Consider the following 16,482-nt stretch of genomic DNA (forward strand, 5'->3'; position numbering starts at 1 on the left):
ACCTTCGTCAGCGCCGCCGTCAGCGTCGTCTTGCCGTGATCCACGTGTCCGATCGTACCCACGTTCACGTGGGGCTTGGTGCGCTCGAATTTACCTTTTGCCATTTTCCTGACTCCGAGATTGGTGATTAGGGATTGGGGGATTGGGAAAGCGGGAATCCCGGATCTCCAATCGCTGCTCTTAGTTCTTCTTGATGACCGCTTCGGCGATGTTGGTCGGCGCTTCCGCGTAGTGGTCGAACTCCATCGTGAAGGTCGCGCGCCCCTGCGACATCGAACGCAGCGTGGTCGCGTAGCCGAACATCTCACCCAGCGGGATCATCGCGTTGATGATCTTGCCCGACGGACTATCGTCCTGACCCTGCAGGATGCCGCGACGACGGCTGACGTCGCCCATCACGTCGCCGAGGTAATCCTCGGGACTGACGATCTCGACCTTCATCATCGGTTCGAGCAGGGCCGGGCTGGCCTTGTTGAAGCCTTCCTTGAAGGCCATCGAACCGGCGATCTTGAACGCCATTTCCGACGAGTCGACTTCATGGTACGAACCGTCGATCAGCTTGATCTTGACGTCGACGACCGGATAGCCGGCGAGCACGCCGTTGTTGACCGCCTCACGGATGCCCTTGTCGACGGCCGGAATGTATTCCTTCGGAATCACGCCGCCGACGATCGCGTTCTCGAACTCGTAGCCCTTGCCCTGCTCGTTCGGCGACAGCTCGATCCAGACGTGGCCGAACTGGCCCTTGCCGCCGGTCTGGCGCGCGTACTTGCCTTCGACCTTGACCGACTTGCGGATGGTCTCGCGGTACGCGACCTGCGGCTTGCCGACATTGGCCTCGACGTTGAACTCGCGCTTCATGCGGTCGACGATGATGTCCAGGTGCAGCTCGCCCATGCCGGCGATGATGGTCTGGCCGGATTCCTCGTCGGTACGCACGCGGAACGACGGATCTTCCTGCGCCAGGCGGCCCAGCGCCATGCCCATCTTTTCCTGGTCGGACTTGGTCTTCGGCTCGACCGCCATCGAGATGACGGGCTCCGGGAAGGTCATCCTTTCCAGGGTGATGATGTGGTCCTGCGCGCACAGCGTATCGCCGGTGGTCACGTCCTTCAGGCCCACGGCCGCGGCGATGTCGCCCGCGCGCACTTCCTTGATCTCGTCGCGCTGGTTGGAGTGCATCTGCAGGATGCGGCCCACGCGCTCCTTCTTCGACTTCACCGGGTTGTAGACCTGGTCGCCGGAATTGAGCACGCCCGAGTAGACGCGGAAGAAGGTCAGCGAACCGACGAACGGGTCGGTCATGATCTTGAACGCCAGCGCCGAGAACGGCTCGGAATCCAGCGCCTTGCGGCTGTCTTCCTTCTCGTGGTCGTCGATGCCCTGCACCGGCGGACGATCGGAAGGCGACGGCAGCAGGTTGATCACGCCGTCGAGCATGGCCTGCACGCCCTTGTTCTTGAACGCGGTGCCGCAGAAGACCGGAACGATCTCCACCTTCAGCGTGCGCTCGCGCAGTCCACCCAGGATCTCGGCCTCGGACAGTTCGCCCTCGTTGAGGTACTTGTCCATCAGCGCTTCGTTGGCCTCGGCAGCCGCTTCGATCATGAAGCTGCGTGCTTCGGTCGCCTTGTCGAGAAGGTTGGCCGGAACGTCGCGGTACTCGAACACGGTGCCCTGCGACGCGGTATCCCAGTGGATCGCCTTCATCTTGACCAGGTCGATCACGCCCTCGAAGCCGTCTTCGGCGCCGATCGGCACCTGCATCGGCACGGCATAGGCGCCGAGGCGGCTCTTCAGCTGCTCGACGACCTTGTCGAAGTTGGCGCCGGTGCGGTCCATCTTGTTGACGAACGCAAGGCGCGGCACCTGGTACTTATTGGCCTGACGCCACACGGTTTCGGACTGCGGCTGCACGCCGCCGACCGCGCACAGCACGAACACCGCGCCATCGAGAACGCGCAGCGAACGCTCGACTTCGATGGTGAAGTCGACGTGCCCGGGGGTGTCGATGATGTTGAAGCGATGCTGCGGCAGCGACTTGTCCATGCCGCTCCAGAACGCGGTGGTCGCGGCGGAGGTGATGGTGATGCCGCGCTCCTGCTCCTGCTCCATCCAGTCCATCGTCGCGGCGCCGTCATGGACTTCGCCGATCTTGTGGCTGACACCCGTGTAGAACAGGATGCGCTCGGACGTGGTGGTCTTGCCGGCATCGATGTGGGCCATGATGCCGAAGTTGCGGTAACGCTCGATGGGAGTGGTGCGAGCCACGGCTGTCTCTCGTGTGTTGTGCCCGATGCGAACCTGGGCCTGATATGGCCGGATGCCGCCTCGCGGCGGCTTCCGGATTCGTCATTGCGACGAACGTTCTGTTTCGTCGCGGGCGGCGCCTGCTGCAAACGCTGCGGGGCGCCACGCGGTCGCCGTCTCCGGCGCCTGGCGGCACACGTTCGTGCGCCGCTTTTCAGCTATCTCACCAGCGGTAGTGGGCGAACGCCTTGTTCGCTTCCGCCATGCGGTGGGTTTCTTCGCGCTTCTTGATCGCGCCGCCGCGGTTTTCCGAAGCGTCGATCAGTTCGGCAGCCAGCTTGCGCGGCATGGTGTTCTCGCCGCGCTTGCGGGCGGATTCGATCAGCCAGCGCATGGCCAGCGCCATGCGGCGCGACTGGCGCACTTCGACCGGCACCTGGTAGGTGGCGCCGCCGACGCGACGCGACTTGACCTCGACGGAAGGCGAGATGTTGCCCAGCGCCTTTTCGACCAGCTCGAGCGCATTGGCGTTCTTCTCGCCGATCACGTCCATGGCGCCGTACACGATCTTCTCGGCGACCGACTTCTTGCCGCTCTGCATGACCATGTTGATGAAGCGGGCGATCGTCTCGCTCCCGTGCTTCGGGTCGGGCAGGACGGTGCGTTGGGGGGCGGAACCTTTACGTGACATGGATGTATCTGCCTATCTCGATGCTGCTGGTTGGAAGTGCGGCCAGGAATGGCCGCGCTAGCTTTTCCCGGGCAAATGCCCGGAATACTCAACTCTTCGGACGCTTGGCGCCGTACTTGGAACGGGCCTGGCGACGTTTGGCGACGCCGGCGGCGTCCAGCGAACCGCGCACGGTGTGGTAGCGCACGCCCGGCAGGTCCTTGACGCGGCCGCCGCGGATCAGCACCACGCTGTGCTCCTGCAGGTTGTGGCCTTCGCCGCCGATGTACGAAATGACCTCGTAGCCGTTGGTCAGGCGCACCTTGGCGACCTTGCGCAGCGCCGAGTTCGGCTTCTTCGGGGTCGTGGTGTAGACGCGCGTGCAGACGCCGCGGCGCTGCGGGCAGTTAGCCAGCGCAGGCGAGGTGCTCTTGTAGGTTTCGGGGCTGCGCGGCTTCCGCACCAGCTGGTTGATCGTTGCCATCGGTATATGGATTCTGTCGGTTGGGCCGAGGCCTGGTGGCCGGGCTTGGTTGGAACGCAAGGTTCAAACAGTAAGGCAGGGCCGCTTGCGCGGGCCTGCCAAGACCAAAAAGTATAGCTGGCGTTAAACGTCGCCGTCAACGCAAGCCAAGTCCCGATTTCCAGGCGCCCTGCACACGGGCGCCGGATCTCATGGAGTTTTTCCCGCCCTTCCTGGGCCGAACACGAGGCGCTCCCTGCGCCTCATTTCGGGGTCTGGGACGGCCCGCAGGCCGTCACTGGGTGTTGCTTCAGCTGGCGCTGGACTCCTCGCCACCTTCGGCCGCCTCGGTGGCCACCTCGGCCACGGCCGGGGTATCGCCGGCCAGCGCGTCCATCTCGGCCGCGGTCAGGCCCGAAGCGTTCTTGCGGCGCAGGGTGTGGTACGCCAGGCCGGTACCGGCCGGGATCAGGCGGCCGACGATCACGTTTTCCTTGAGGCCGCGCAGGCCGTCGCGGGTGCCGCGCACGGCCGCTTCGGTCAGCACGCGGGTGGTCTCCTGGAACGAGGCCGCCGAGATGAACGACTCGGTCGCCAGCGAGGCCTTGGTGATGCCCAGCAGCACCGGGTCGTACTTGGCGGGAAGCTCGTTGCGGGCGTCGGCCTTGACGTTCTCCTCCAGCACGCGCAGGCGCTCGGCCTGCTCGCCATGCAGGAACTTGGTGTCGCCCTGGTCGGTGATCTCGACCTTGCGCAGCATCTGGCGAACGATCACCTCGATGTGCTTGTCGTTGATCTTCACGCCCTGCAGGCGGTACACGTCCTGGATTTCCTTGGTCAGGTACACGGCCAGCGGCTCCACGCCGAGCAGGCGCAGGATGTCCTGCGGGCTCGGCTCGCCGTCCACCACGGTCTCGCCCTTCTCCACGTGCTCGCCTTCGAACACGATGATCTGGCGGTACTTGGGAATCAGCTCTTCGTGATCGTTGCCGTCCGGGTCCTTGATGATCAGGCGCTGCTTGCCCTTGGTGTCCTTGCCGAACGAGACGATGCCGGAGATCTCGGCGAGGATCGCCGGGTCCTTCGGCTTGCGCGCCTCGAACAGGTCGGCCACGCGCGGCAGACCGCCGGTGATGTCGCGGGTCTTGGACGCTTCCTGCGGGATCTTGGCAACCACGTCGCCGACGCCGACCGGCGCGCCATCCTGCAGGTTGACGATCGAGCGCGGCGGCAGCAGGTACTGCGCCGGCAGGTCGGTACCCGGGATGTTCAGGTCCTTGCCGTTCTTGTCGACGATGCGCACGATCGGGCGCAGGTCCTTGCCCTGCGAGCCGCGGCGCTTGGGATCGGTGATCTCGCGCGAAGCCAGGCCGGTCAGTTCGTCGGTCTTCTCGATGACGGTAACGCCATCGATGAAGTCGTAGAAGCGCATGAAGCCCGCCACTTCCGACACGATCGGATGGTTGTGCGGATCCCAGTTCGCGACCTGCTGGCCGGCCTTGATTTCGGCTCCGTCCTTGGCGGTGATGGTGGCGCCGTACGGCAGCTTGTAGCGCTCGCGCTCGCGGCCGTGACCGTCGAGCACGGACAGTTCACCCGAACGCGAAACCGCGACCAGGTTGCCGCTGGCGTGCGCGACGGTCTTGAGGTTGTTGAACTTGATCGAGCCGGTGGTCTTGACCGTGACGTTGTCCACCGCAGCTGCACGCGAAGCCGCGCCGCCGATGTGGAAGGTACGCATCGTCAGCTGCGTGCCGGGCTCGCCGATCGACTGCGCCGCGATCACGCCGACCGATTCACCGATGTTGACCGTGTGTCCACGCGCCAGGTCGCGGCCGTAGCACAGCGAGCAGACGCCGAACGCGGACGCGCAGGTGATGGTGGAGCGCACCTTGATCGACTGCACGCCAGCGTCTTCGAGCTTCTGCACCCAGACTTCGTCGAGCAGTTCGTTGCGGGTGACGATCGGATCGGCGTCGTTGCCGGGCAGGTACACGTCTTCGGCCACGATGCGGCCGAGCACGCGGTCGCGCAGCGGTTCGACCACGTCGCCGCCTTCCACGATCGGGGCCATGGTCAGGCCTTCGCTGGTGCCGCAGTCGACCTCGGTGATCACCACGTCCTGCGCCACGTCGACCAGGCGACGGGTCAGGTAGCCGGAGTTCGCGGTCTTCAGCGCGGTATCCGCGAGACCCTTACGGGCACCGTGGGTCGAGATGAAGTACTGCAGGACGTTCAGGCCTTCGCGGAAATTCGCGGTGATCGGCGTCTCGATGATCGAGCCGTCCGGCTTGGCCATCAGGCCACGCATACCGGCGAGCTGGCGGATCTGCGCCTGCGAACCACGCGCGCCGGAGTCGGCCATGATGTAGACCGAGTTCATCGACTTCTGGTCGATGGTCTCGCCCTTGGCGTTCTGCACCTTCTCGGTGCCGATCGCGTCCATCATCGCCTTGGCCACGCGCTCGTTGGTGCGCGACCAGATGTCGACGACCTTGTTGTAGCGCTCACCGGCGGTGACCAGGCCCGACTGGTACTGCTGCTGGATTTCCAGCACCTCGGCCTCGGCCTCGTCGAGGATGCCCTTCTTCTCGCCCGGGATGATCATGTCGTCGATGCCGATCGACACGCCGGCGCGGGTCGCGTAGGCGAAGCCGGTGTACATCAGCTGGTCGGCGAACACGACCGTCTGCTTCAGGCCCAGCATGCGGTAGCTGGTGTTGATCAGGCGGCTGATCGCCTTCTTGTTGAGCTCGGTGTTGACCAGCGCGAACGGCAGGCCTTCCGGCAGGATCTCGGCCAGCAGGGCACGGCCGACGGTGGTGTCGACGACCGAGACACGATGGCTGCGCTGTCCGTCCTCGTCGATCACGGTCTCGCCGATGCGTACCTTGACCTTTGCGTGCAGCTGCACGGCGCGGTGGTCGTAGGCACGCTTGACCTCGGCGATGTTGGCGAACGCCATGCCCTCGCCCGCCTTGTTCTCCAGCGCGCGGGTCATGTAGTACAAGCCCATCACGACGTCCTGCGACGGCACGATGATCGGCTCGCCGTTGGCCGGCGACAGGATGTTGTTGGACGACATCATCAGCGCGCGCGCTTCCAGCTGCGCTTCAAGCGACAGCGGCACGTGCACGGCCATCTGGTCGCCGTCGAAGTCGGCGTTGAACGCGGTGCAGACCAGCGGATGCAGCTGGATCGCCTTGCCCTCGATCAGCACCGGTTCGAACGCCTGGATGCCGAGGCGATGCAGCGTCGGCGCACGGTTCAACAGCACCGGATGCTCGCGGATCACCTCTTCGAGGATGTCCCACACCTCGGCCTCTTCACGTTCGACCAGCTTCTTGGCGGCCTTGATCGTCGTGGCCAGGCCACGACGCTGCAGCTTGGCGAAGATGAAAGGCTTGAACAGCTCCAGCGCCATCTTCTTCGGCAGGCCGCACTCGTGCAGGCGCAGGGTCGGACCGACCACGATGACCGAACGGCCCGAGTAGTCCACGCGCTTGCCGAGCAGGTTCTGGCGGAAGCGGCCCTGCTTGCCCTTGATCATGTCGGCGAGCGACTTCAGCGGGCGCTTGTTGGTGCCGGTGATGGCGCGGCCGCGACGGCCGTTGTCCATCAGCGCATCAACCGATTCCTGCAGCATGCGCTTCTCGTTGCGCACGATGATGTCGGGCGCATTGAGTTCGAGCAGGCGACGCAGGCGGTTGTTGCGGTTGATGACGCGGCGGTACAGGTCGTTGAGGTCGGAGGTCGCGAAGCGGCCGCCATCCAGCGGCACCAGCGGACGCAGGTCCGGCGGCAGCACCGGCAGCACGGTCATGACCATCCACTCCGGGCGGTTGCCCGACTCGAGGAAGGCTTCGACCAGCTTGATGCGCTTGGTGAGACGCTTGAGCTTGGTCTCGCTGTTGGTCGAGGCGATCTCCTCGCGCAGGTTGACCATCTCCGCCTGCAGGTCGATCGTGCGCAGCAGCTCGAACACCGCTTCGGCACCCATCGCCGCTTCGAAGTCGTCGCCATGCTCCTGGCGCGCCTGCATGAACTGTTCTTCGTTCAGCAGCTGGCCCTGTTCGAGCGGGGTCAGGCCCGGCTCGGTCACGACGTAAGCTTCGAAGTACAGGATCCGCTCGATGTCGCGCAGGGTCATGTCCAGCATCAGGCCGATGCGCGACGGCAGCGACTTGAGGAACCAGATGTGCGCGACCGGCGAGGCCAGGTCGATGTGGCCCATGCGCTCGCGGCGCACCTTGGCCAGCGTCACTTCCGTGCCGCACTTCTCGCAGACCACGCCACGGTGCTTCATGCGCTTGTACTTGCCGCACAGGCACTCGTAGTCCTTGATCGGACCGAAGATCGCGGCGCAGAACAGGCCGTCGCGCTCGGGCTTGAAGGTACGGTAGTTGATCGTTTCCGGCTTCTTCACTTCGCCGTAGGACCAGGAACGAATCAGGTCCGGCGAAGCGAGCGCGATCTTGATCGCGTCGAAGTCCGGAGCCTGGCGCTGCTGGTTGAAGAGGTTCAGTAGGTCTTTCATTTGTTTGTCTCCGTTGGAGCGTGATTCGCGATTGGTGATTGGTGATTAGTCAAAGCGAATTCGTGGTCGTGGTTCGCGGCCTTGGCCTTTGCGAATCACGAATCACGAATCCCCAATCACGGCCCTCAATGCTCTTCCAGCTCCATGTTGATGCCGAGCGAACGGATTTCCTTCACCAGCACGTTGAAGGACTCCGGCATGCCGGCCACCATCTCGTACTCGCCGTCGACGATGTTCTTGTACATCTGGTTGCGGCCCTGCACGTCGTCGGACTTCACCGTCAGCATTTCCTGCAGGGTGTAGGCCGCGCCGTAGGCTTCCAGCGCCCAGACTTCCATTTCGCCGAAACGCTGGCCGCCGAACTGCGCCTTGCCGCCCAGCGGCTGCTGGGTGACGAGCGAGTACGGACCGGTCGAACGCGCGTGCATCTTGTCGTCGACCAGGTGGTTCAGCTTCAGCATGTGCATGTAGCCGACGGTAACCGGACGCTCGAACGCCTCGCCGGTGCGGCCGTCGTGCAGCACGGTCTGGCCACTGGTCGGCAGGTCGGCGAGTGTCAGCATCGCCTTGATCTCGGCTTCGTTGGCACCGTCGAACACCGGCGTCGCCATCGGCACGCCGTCGCGCAGGTTGCCGGCCAGCGCCATCAGTTCCTGGTCGCTGAACTTGGCGAGGTCGACGCGCTGACCGTGCAGCTTCTCGTCGTGGTTGTAGATCTGGTCGAGGAAGGCGCGCAGATCGTTGACCTTGGCCTGCGCTTCCATCATCCGCTGGATCTTCTGGCCCAGGCCCTTGGCGGCCCAGCCCAGATGCGTCTCCAGGATCTGGCCGATGTTCATTCGGCTCGGCACGCCCAGCGGGTTCAGCACGATGTCGACGGTCTGGCCATCGGCCATGTACGGCATGTCCTCGACCGGAACGATCGTCGACACCACACCCTTGTTGCCGTGACGGCCTGCCATCTTGTCGCCCGGCTGGATGCGACGCTTCACCGCCAGGAACACCTTGACCATCTTCAGCACGCCCGGAGCGAGGTCGTCGCCCTGGGTGATCTTGCCGCGCTTGTCCTGGAACCGCTTCTCGAACTCCTTCTGGTGCGCGTCGATCTGCTTCTGCGCACGTTCGATGGCATCGATCGCGTCGTCGTCCTTCATGCGGATCTGGAACCAGTCGGACTTCTTCAGTCCATCCAGCACCAGGCTGCTGACCGTGTCGCCCTTCTTCAGGCCCGGGCCGCCGTTGGCGATCTTGCCGAGGATCTGGCTGCGCAGACGCGCATAGATCGCGCTCTCGAGGATGCGGAACTGGTCGTCGAAGTCCTTCTTGACGCGCTTGACCTCGTTTTCCTCGATCTGGCGGGCGCGCTTGTCCTTCTCGATGCCGTCGCGGGTGAAGACCTGCACGTCGATGACGGTGCCGTCCATGCCCGGCGGCACGCGCAGCGAGCTGTCCTTAACGTCGGACGCCTTCTCGCCGAAGATCGCACGCAGCAGCTTTTCTTCCGGGGTCAGCTGGCTCTCGCCCTTCGGCGTCACCTTGCCGACCATGATGTCGCCGGCGCGCACTTCCGCACCGATGTACACCACGCCGGACTCGTCGAGGCGGTTCAGCGCCTGCTCGGAGACGTTCGGGATATCGGCGGAGATTTCCTCCGGCCCCAGCTTGGTGTCGCGCGCGACGCAGGTCAGCTCCTCGATGTGGATCGTGGTGTAACGGTCCTCCTCGACCACGCGCTCGGAGAGCAGGATCGAGTCCTCGAAGTTGTAGCCGTTCCACGGCATGAACGCGACCAGCATGTTCTGGCCCAACGCCAGCTCACCGATGTCGGTGGACGGACCGTCGGCCAGCACGTCGCCGCGCGCGACCACGTCGCCCACGTTCACCAGTGGGGTCTGGTTGATGCAGGTGTTCTGGTTGGAACGCGTGTACTTGATCAGCGTGTAGATGTCGACGCCGGCATCGGTATCACCGGAGATCTCGTCCTCGTTGACCTTGACCACGATGCGGCCGGCGTCGATCTGCTCGATCACGCCGCCACGACGCGCATTCACCGTCACGCCCGAGTCGCGCGCCACCGCGCGCTCGATGCCGGTGCCGACCAGCGGCTTCTGCGACTTCAGCGTCGGCACGGCCTGACGCTGCATGTTGGCGCCCATCAGCGCGCGGTTCGCGTCGTCGTGCTCCAGGAACGGCACCAGTGCCGCCGCGACCGACACGGTCTGCATCGGCGACACGTCCATGAAGTGGATCTCGGCCGGCGGCTTGAGCAGCGACTCGCCCTGGTAGCGGCAATCGACGAACTGCGCGGTCAGGTTGCCCTTGTCGTCCTGCGCGGCGTTGGCCTGTGCGATGACGTATTCGTTCTCCTCGATCGCCGACAGGTATTCGATGTCGTCGGTGACGCGGCTGTTGACCACCTTACGGTACGGCGTTTCCAGGAAGCCGTAGCCGTTGGTGCGCGCGAACACGGCCAGCGAGTTGATCAGGCCGATGTTCGGGCCTTCCGGCGTCTCGATGGTGCAGACGCGGCCGTAATGGGTCGGATGCACGTCGCGCACTTCGAAGCCGGCGCGCTCGCGGGTCAGGCCGCCCGGGCCCAGCGCCGAGACGCGGCGCTTGTGGGTGACTTCCGACAGCGGGTTGTTCTGGTCCATGAACTGCGACAGCTGCGAGGAGCCGAAGAACTCCTTGATCGCGGCAGCCACGGGCTTGGCGTTGATCAAGTCCTGCGGGGTCAGGCCATCGGCCTCGGCCATCGTCAGGCGTTCCTTGACGGCGCGCTCGACGCGGACCAGGCCGACGCGGAACACGTTCTCGGCCATTTCGCCGACCGAACGCACGCGGCGGTTGCCGAGGTGGTCGATGTCGTCGACGGTGCCGCGACCGTTGCGGATTTCGGTCAGCACCTTGATCACGTCGAGGATGTCGGACGTGTCGCCGTACTCGCCGACCAGGCGCTTGCTCTCGTCGTCGTTACGCTCGCCGAAGTACTTGCGGTCGTACAGCACCGAGGCGCCGGTGACTTCCTTGCGGCCGATGCGGCGGTTGAACTTCATCCGGCCCACGGCCGAGAGGTCGTAGCGCTCGAAAGTGAAGAACAGGTTGTGGAACAGGTTCTGCGCGGCGTCCTTGGTGGGCGGCTCGCCCGGACGCATCATGCGGTAGATCTCGACCAGCGCTTCGAGCTGGGTCTTGGTGCCGTCGATGCGCAGCGTGTTGGACAGGTAGGCGCCGCGGTCCAGGTCGTTGACCCAGATGGTGCCGACGGCCGCGACTTCGGCCTTGCGGAACTTGGCCAGCTGCTCTTCGGTGATCTCGTCGTTGGCCGTGGCCAGCAGTTCGCCGGTCGACGCGTCGACGACGTCGTGTGACAGGATGCGGCCAACGAGGTAAGCGTCAGGCACGGCCAGCGCGGCGATGCCCGACTGCTCGAGCTGCTTCACGTGGCGCGCGGTGATGCGCTTGCCGGCTTCGACGATGACCTTGTCGCCGTCGGCCAGGTCGAACTCCAGCGTCTCGCCGCGCAGGCGCTCGGCGACCAGTTCCAGTTCCACGCCCTCGGGCAGGATATGGAAGGTGTTGATCTCGAAGAACTCGTTGAGCATCTCCTCGTTGGAGTAGCCCAGGCCGCGCAGCAGCACGCTGACCGGCAGCTTGCGGCGGCGGTCGATACGGGTGAACAGCGCGTCCTTCGGGTCGAACTCGAAGTCCAGCCAGGAGCCGCGGTAAGGGATGATGCGGGCGCTGTACAGCAGCTTGCCCGAACTGTGCGTCTTGCCACGGTCGTGGTCGAAGAACACGCCCGGCGAACGGTGCAGCTGCGAGACGATGACGCGCTCGGTGCCGTTGACGATGAAGGTGCCGTTGTCGGTCATGAGCGGAATTTCGCCCATGTAGACTTCCTGCTCCTTGACGTACTTGATCGCCTTGCTCGACGACTCGCGGTCGTAGATCACCAGGCGCACGGTGACGCGCAGCGGCGCGCCGTAGCTGAGGCCACGGTTGCGGCACTCACGCTCGTCGAACGCCGGCTCGCCGAGCTTGTAGCCGACGTATTCGAGCGATGCGTAGCCGTTGTAGCTGGTGATCGGGAACACCGATTTCAGCGCGGCGTGCAGGCCGCGGTCCTCGCGCTTGGCGGGATCGACGTTTTCCTGCAGGAATTCACGATAGGAATCGACCTGGATGGCCAGCAGGAACGGCACTTCGAGGATCGAGCCGCGCTTGCCGAAATCCTTGCGGATGCGCTTCTTTTCGGTGAATGAATAAGTCGTCATGGGGGCACCTTGGAGCCGGGGTTCGTGGTTCTGGATCGGATTCGCAATGCGGTAAACCATGCATCGCCAATCCCTGTCGCGAATCACGAGTCCCTGATGGAAAGGGAACTGTCAGTTGGAAGTCGCGGGTATTGCCGGCACCCGCACGCCTTCTGCTGCTACTTCCAACTACCAACTCGATTGAAGGCCGTGATCGGGAATCTTGTTCCGGATCCCGGCCGTTGAAACAACGACCGAAGGCCAGGGGCTTTCGCCCCCGGCCTCAGTGTGTCGCCAATGTCAGCCGGCGACGGATATCGCTTACTTCACTTCGACAGACGCACCAGCGGCTTCGAGGTCCTTCTTCATCTTCTCGGAGTCTTCCTTCGAGACGGCTTCCTTCACGGTCTGCGGAGCACCTTCGACGAGGTCCTTCGCTTCCTTCAGGCCCAGGCCGGTGATGGCGCGGACAGCCTTGATGACCTCTACCTTCTTCTCGCCGGCGGCCTTCAGCACGACGGTGAACTCGGTCTGCTCTTCGACCGGGGCGGCAGCGACGGCCGGACCAGCCGCGGCAACCGGGGCGGCGGCGGAGACGCCGAACTTCTCTTCGATGGCCTTGACCAGCTCCATCACTTCCATCAGGGTCTTTTCGGCGATTGCGTCGACGATCTGTTCGTTGGAAAGGGACATTTTATTTACCTCTGAAAATATTCTGGATTGGGTTTCGTTGAACCGTCAGGACGGAATCAGGCGGTTTCGACAGCAGCTTCGGCGACGGCTTCTTCGCCACCCCCCTGCTTGTCGGCCACGGCCTTGACCGCGCGGGCGAACATGCTGGCCGGCTCGGCGAGCACGCGGGCCAGCATGGCCAGCGCCTGGTCGCGAGTCGGCAGCGAGGCCAGTACGTCGACATGGGTTGCCGGATACAGCTGGCCACCCACCGAAACGACCTTGGCCTGCAGCTTGTCGTTGCCCTTGGCGAATTCCTTGATCAGGCGACCGGCAGCGCCGGGCTCCTCGGTCGAGAACGCATACAGCAGAGGACCGACCAGTGCGTCTTTCGTGCACTCGTATTCGGTACCTTCCACGGCACGGGCGGCCAGCGTGTTCTTGACTACCTTCAAGTACACGCCGGTCTCACGCGCCTTCTTGCGCATCGCGGTCATCTGGGAGACCGTGGTGCCTGCGTATTCGACGGCGATCAGGGAGTGCGCCTTCGCGGCGACGTCTGCCAGTTCGGCGACTACTTCTTGCTTCTGGGACAGATTGAGAGCCATTACACTCCTCCAATTGAACTCCGCGCACGGCTCCTGCCGCTTGCGGTCCTGGGCGGTGCCCGTCCTGGGCACCGGGGGTTGACACCCCGGTGGTGGCCGTTCTGACTGGTGACCAGAAGGTCGGAACCAGAAAACTCACAGAAGGCGGCACCATCTACGCCGGCTGGTCCCACTGCTGGGACGGATTAAGCGATCCCGCTTCCATCGGCGGCGTTTCCCTGCCAGTGCGAGCTTCCATGCCCGTCGCCGATATGCGCTGACCGCGCCTGCGGTCTTTGACAGCTTCGCTTCGGGCTTCAAACCCCGGGCGATGCCCTCAAATTTCAAACATGGCGGTCAACGGACCGCCACTTCCAAAACTGTCATTCCGAGCGAAGCGTGGAAGCTGTTTTGCTTTGCCTGGAATTGACGAAAAACAAAAACAGATCCTTCGCTACGCTCAGGATGACGTTCTGACAAGGCCACGCGCGGTGCGCGGGTCAGAACGTCACTTCAACGCGAGCGAGGACTGGTCGACGATCACGCCCGGGCCCATGGTCGAGCTCAGCGAGACCTTCTGCAGGTACTGGCCCTTGGCACTGGACGGCTTGGCCTTGATCAGGTCCATCAGCAGCGCCTGCAGGTTCAGCTTCAGCTTGTCTGCGTCGAAATCGGCCTTGCCGATCGTGCAGTGGATGATGCCGGCCTTGTCGGTGCGGTAGCGCACCTGGCCGCCCTTGGCGTTCTTCACCGCTTCGGCCGGATTCGGCGACACGGTGCCCACCTTCGGGTTCGGCATCAGGCCCCGCGGACCGAGCACCTGGCCGAGCTTGCCGACCACGCGCATCGCATCCGGCGTGGCGATGACCACGTCGTAATTCAGATCACCGGCCTGCATCTTCTCGGCCAGGTCGTCCATGCCGACGGCTTCGGCGCCGGCCGCCAGGGCTTCATCGGCCTTGGCACCAGCCGGGGCGAACACCGCCACGCGCACGGTCTTGCCGGTGCCGGCGGGCAGCACGGTCGAACCGCGCACCTGCTGGTCGGACTTCTTGGCATCCACGCCCAGGCGCACGGCGACGTCGACGGATTCGACGAACTTCACCTTGCTGTTGTCGCGGACGATCTTGATCGCTTCGTCGATCGCGTAGGCCTTGCCCGGTTCGATGGCGCTCTGCGCCTTGATTCGCTTGGTCGTCATGTCTTAGCCCTCCACCACCAGACCCATGGAACGGGCCGAGCCCGCAATCGTCTTCACCGCTGCATCCAGGTCGGCCGCAGTCAGGTCGGCTTCCTTCGCCTTGGCGATGTCCTCGAGCTGCTTGCGGGTGACCTTGCCCACCTTCTCGGTGTTCGGGCGCTTGGAGCCGGAAGTGATGCCGGCGGCCTTCTTGAGCAGCACGGTGGCCGGGGTGCTCTTGGTGATGAAGGTGAAGGTACGGTCGGAATAGGCCGTGATGATGACCGGCGTCGGCAGGCCCGGCTCCAGCTTCTGCGTGGCGGCGTTGAACGCCTTGCAGAATTCCATGATGTTCAGGCCGCGCTGGCCCAGCGCAGGACCGACCGGCGGAGACGGGTTCGCCTGTCCGGCCTTGACCTGCAGCTTGATGTAACCGACTACTTTCTTTGCCATTGTTGTCTACTCCTGGAGTTCAAGCGTCTGCACGTTCTCGCGAACTGCGGGACTCCTCCTTCGTTGAATTCGTGATTGGCGATTCGTGATTGGTGATTCGCAAGAGCAAGAGCCTTTTCGAATCACGGATCACCAATCGCGAATCACGGCCTTAGGCCTTCTCCACCTGGCCGAACTCCAGCTCGACCGGCGTCGAACGCCCGAAAATCAGCACCGCCACACGCACGCGGCTCTTCTCGTAATTGACTTCCTCGACCACGCCGTTGAAGTCGTTGAACGGGCCGTCGGTGACGCGCACCATCTGGCCCGGCTCGAACAGGATCTTCGGACGCGGCTTCTCGACGCCTTCCTGCACACGCTGCAGGATCGCATCGGCCTCGTCGTCGCGGATCGGCAACGGACGATCGGCGGTACCGCCGATGAAGCCCATCACCTTCGGCGTTTCCTTGATCAGGTGCCAGCTTTCGCTGTCGATGCGCGGAATGCCCGCTTCCTCGTGGGTCGCGATCTGCACCAGCACGTAACCGGGGAAGAACTTGCGCTCGGAACGGCGTTTCTGGCCGGAGCGCATCTCGATCACTTCCTCGGTCGGCACCAGCACTTCGCCGAACTTGTCTTCCATGCCGGTACGCACGATGCGGTCGCGCAGCGCCTGCGCCACCGACTTCTCGAAACCGGAATAGGCGTGGACCACGTACCAGCGACGATTGTTGTTTTCTTCAGCGGACTGCATTTCCATCTCCATCAACGACCCAGCAGCCACTTGACCGCGAACTGGATGACCACATCGAAGCCGGCCAGCAGCAGGCTGACGAGGATCACCACGATGATCACGACCCAGGTCGTGCGCATGGCCTCCTGGCGCGTCGGCCAGACCACCTTGCGCAGCTCGAAACGCGACTCGGACAGGAACTCCAGCGTCAGCGCGCCCTTGCGCGTGGTCAGGAACACCACCGTGCCCAGCACCAACCCGCCGGTCACCGCCAGGATGCGCAATGCGGTCGGCCACTGGCCGAACCAGTAGAAGGCGAACACGCCACCGGCCACCAGCAGCAACGCCAACGCGTACTTCACGATGTCGCCCGAGGAAGCGGCGGCTTTGGATTGATCGATCCTGCTGTTCATCCGTTTCTTTGTTAGGCGCCGCTCTCGCGTCGCGTCCAGGTGGCACGCCAGGAGGGACTCGAACCCCCAACCTGCGGTTTTGGAGACCGCTGCTCTGCCAATTGAGCTACTGGCGTATCGTTTTTTTGCGGCTTTCCGAAAAAGGCAATGGCGGCTCGCGCCGCCCTGCCTGTTTCCCTGCATTTTCCGCCTCGAACCGCTGGGCAGATCATGGCTGGCGGTACTGGGTCCCGACTTGCGCCGGGACGACGATCTGCGGGCGCCGACGCCTAGGGCGTCGACTGGCCAA

12 protein-coding genes and 1 tRNA gene are annotated in these 16,482 nt (G+C 64.1%); all 13 read right to left on the minus strand.

Translation table 11 applies throughout. From position 1 onward, the window contains the following. Positions 1-104 (minus strand): GTP-binding protein (locus tag IP90_RS16305; RefSeq protein WP_082559638.1); only part of this gene is annotated, 104 nt, incomplete at its 3' end. A 76-nt stretch (positions 105-180) separates the two neighbouring features. Beyond that, positions 181-2,271 carry an elongation factor G gene (gene fusA, locus IP90_RS16310; protein ID WP_144900733.1) on the minus strand — a complete coding sequence of 697 codons (2,091 nt, stop codon included), beginning with the start codon at positions 2,269-2,271 and terminating at the stop codon, positions 181-183. A 202-nt stretch (positions 2,272-2,473) separates the two neighbouring features. Then, positions 2,474-2,941: a 30S ribosomal protein S7 gene (rpsG, locus tag IP90_RS16315; RefSeq protein WP_144900734.1), complete on the minus strand. Its 468-nt coding sequence runs from the start codon at positions 2,939-2,941 to the stop codon at positions 2,474-2,476. Positions 2,942-3,029: 88 nt separating this feature from the next. Next, positions 3,030-3,404 (minus strand): 30S ribosomal protein S12, encoded by a 375-nt coding sequence (rpsL, locus tag IP90_RS16320; RefSeq protein ID WP_144900735.1) that lies wholly within the window; start codon positions 3,402-3,404, stop codon positions 3,030-3,032. 289 nt (positions 3,405-3,693) lie between these two features. After that, positions 3,694-7,920: a DNA-directed RNA polymerase subunit beta' gene (rpoC, locus tag IP90_RS16325; protein WP_144900736.1), complete on the minus strand. Its 4,227-nt coding sequence runs from the start codon at positions 7,918-7,920 to the stop codon at positions 3,694-3,696. A 125-nt stretch (positions 7,921-8,045) separates the two neighbouring features. Then, the gene (gene rpoB / locus IP90_RS16330) at positions 8,046-12,197 is read right to left on the minus strand and encodes a DNA-directed RNA polymerase subunit beta (RefSeq protein WP_144900737.1); all 4,152 of its coding nucleotides are present in this window, start codon (positions 12,195-12,197) and stop codon (positions 8,046-8,048) included. 300 nt (positions 12,198-12,497) lie between these two features. Further along, positions 12,498-12,869 (minus strand): 50S ribosomal protein L7/L12, encoded by a 372-nt coding sequence (rplL, locus tag IP90_RS16335; protein ID WP_144900738.1) that lies wholly within the window; start codon positions 12,867-12,869, stop codon positions 12,498-12,500. A gap of 56 nt (positions 12,870-12,925) precedes the next feature. Next, the gene (rplJ, locus tag IP90_RS16340; RefSeq protein ID WP_144900739.1) at positions 12,926-13,456 is read right to left on the minus strand and encodes a 50S ribosomal protein L10; all 531 of its coding nucleotides are present in this window, start codon (positions 13,454-13,456) and stop codon (positions 12,926-12,928) included. A gap of 487 nt (positions 13,457-13,943) precedes the next feature. Beyond that, a complete protein-coding gene (gene rplA, locus IP90_RS16345; RefSeq protein WP_144900740.1) occupies positions 13,944-14,636 on the minus strand; it encodes a 50S ribosomal protein L1 in 693 nt (230 codons plus the stop codon). Between the two features lie 3 nt (positions 14,637-14,639). Continuing rightward, on the minus strand, positions 14,640-15,068 hold the full coding sequence (rplK, locus tag IP90_RS16350) for a 50S ribosomal protein L11 (protein WP_144900741.1): 429 nt from the start codon (positions 15,066-15,068) through the stop codon (positions 14,640-14,642). Between the two features lie 151 nt (positions 15,069-15,219). Further along, positions 15,220-15,801, minus strand: coding sequence for a transcription termination/antitermination protein NusG (gene nusG, locus IP90_RS16355; protein WP_144900742.1), 582 nt, complete (start codon positions 15,799-15,801; stop codon positions 15,220-15,222). 11 nt (positions 15,802-15,812) lie between these two features. Then, positions 15,813-16,193: a preprotein translocase subunit SecE gene (secE, locus tag IP90_RS16360; protein WP_144900743.1), complete on the minus strand. Its 381-nt coding sequence runs from the start codon at positions 16,191-16,193 to the stop codon at positions 15,813-15,815. 40 nt (positions 16,194-16,233) lie between these two features. Next, positions 16,234-16,309: transfer RNA gene (locus IP90_RS16365), tRNA-Trp, on the minus strand. Positions 16,310-16,482: the final 173 nt, after the last annotated feature.

Source organism: Luteimonas cucumeris, assembly GCF_007830035.1.
GTDB lineage: Bacteria > Pseudomonadota > Gammaproteobacteria > Xanthomonadales > Xanthomonadaceae > Luteimonas_C > Luteimonas_C cucumeris.

Excerpts from the sequence above, each read along its gene's own strand:
- rplL (WP_144900738.1), bottom strand. The coding sequence starts at position 12,869 with ATGTCCCTTTCCAACGAACAGATCGTCGACGCAATCGCCGAAAAGACC.
- secE (WP_144900743.1), bottom strand. The coding sequence starts at position 16,193 with ATGAACAGCAGGATCGATCAATCCAAAGCCGCCGCTTCCTCGGGCGAC.
- rpoB (WP_144900737.1), bottom strand. The coding sequence starts at position 12,197 with ATGACGACTTATTCATTCACCGAAAAGAAGCGCATCCGCAAGGATTTC.
- rplA (WP_144900740.1), bottom strand. The coding sequence starts at position 14,636 with ATGACGACCAAGCGAATCAAGGCGCAGAGCGCCATCGAACCGGGCAAG.
- rpsG (WP_144900734.1), bottom strand. The coding sequence starts at position 2,941 with ATGTCACGTAAAGGTTCCGCCCCCCAACGCACCGTCCTGCCCGACCCG.
- rpsL (WP_144900735.1), bottom strand. The coding sequence starts at position 3,404 with ATGGCAACGATCAACCAGCTGGTGCGGAAGCCGCGCAGCCCCGAAACC.
- rplK (WP_144900741.1), bottom strand. The coding sequence starts at position 15,068 with ATGGCAAAGAAAGTAGTCGGTTACATCAAGCTGCAGGTCAAGGCCGGA.
- rpoC (WP_144900736.1), bottom strand. The coding sequence starts at position 7,920 with ATGAAAGACCTACTGAACCTCTTCAACCAGCAGCGCCAGGCTCCGGAC.
- nusG (WP_144900742.1), bottom strand. The coding sequence starts at position 15,801 with ATGCAGTCCGCTGAAGAAAACAACAATCGTCGCTGGTACGTGGTCCAC.
- rplJ (WP_144900739.1), bottom strand. The coding sequence starts at position 13,456 with ATGGCTCTCAATCTGTCCCAGAAGCAAGAAGTAGTCGCCGAACTGGCA.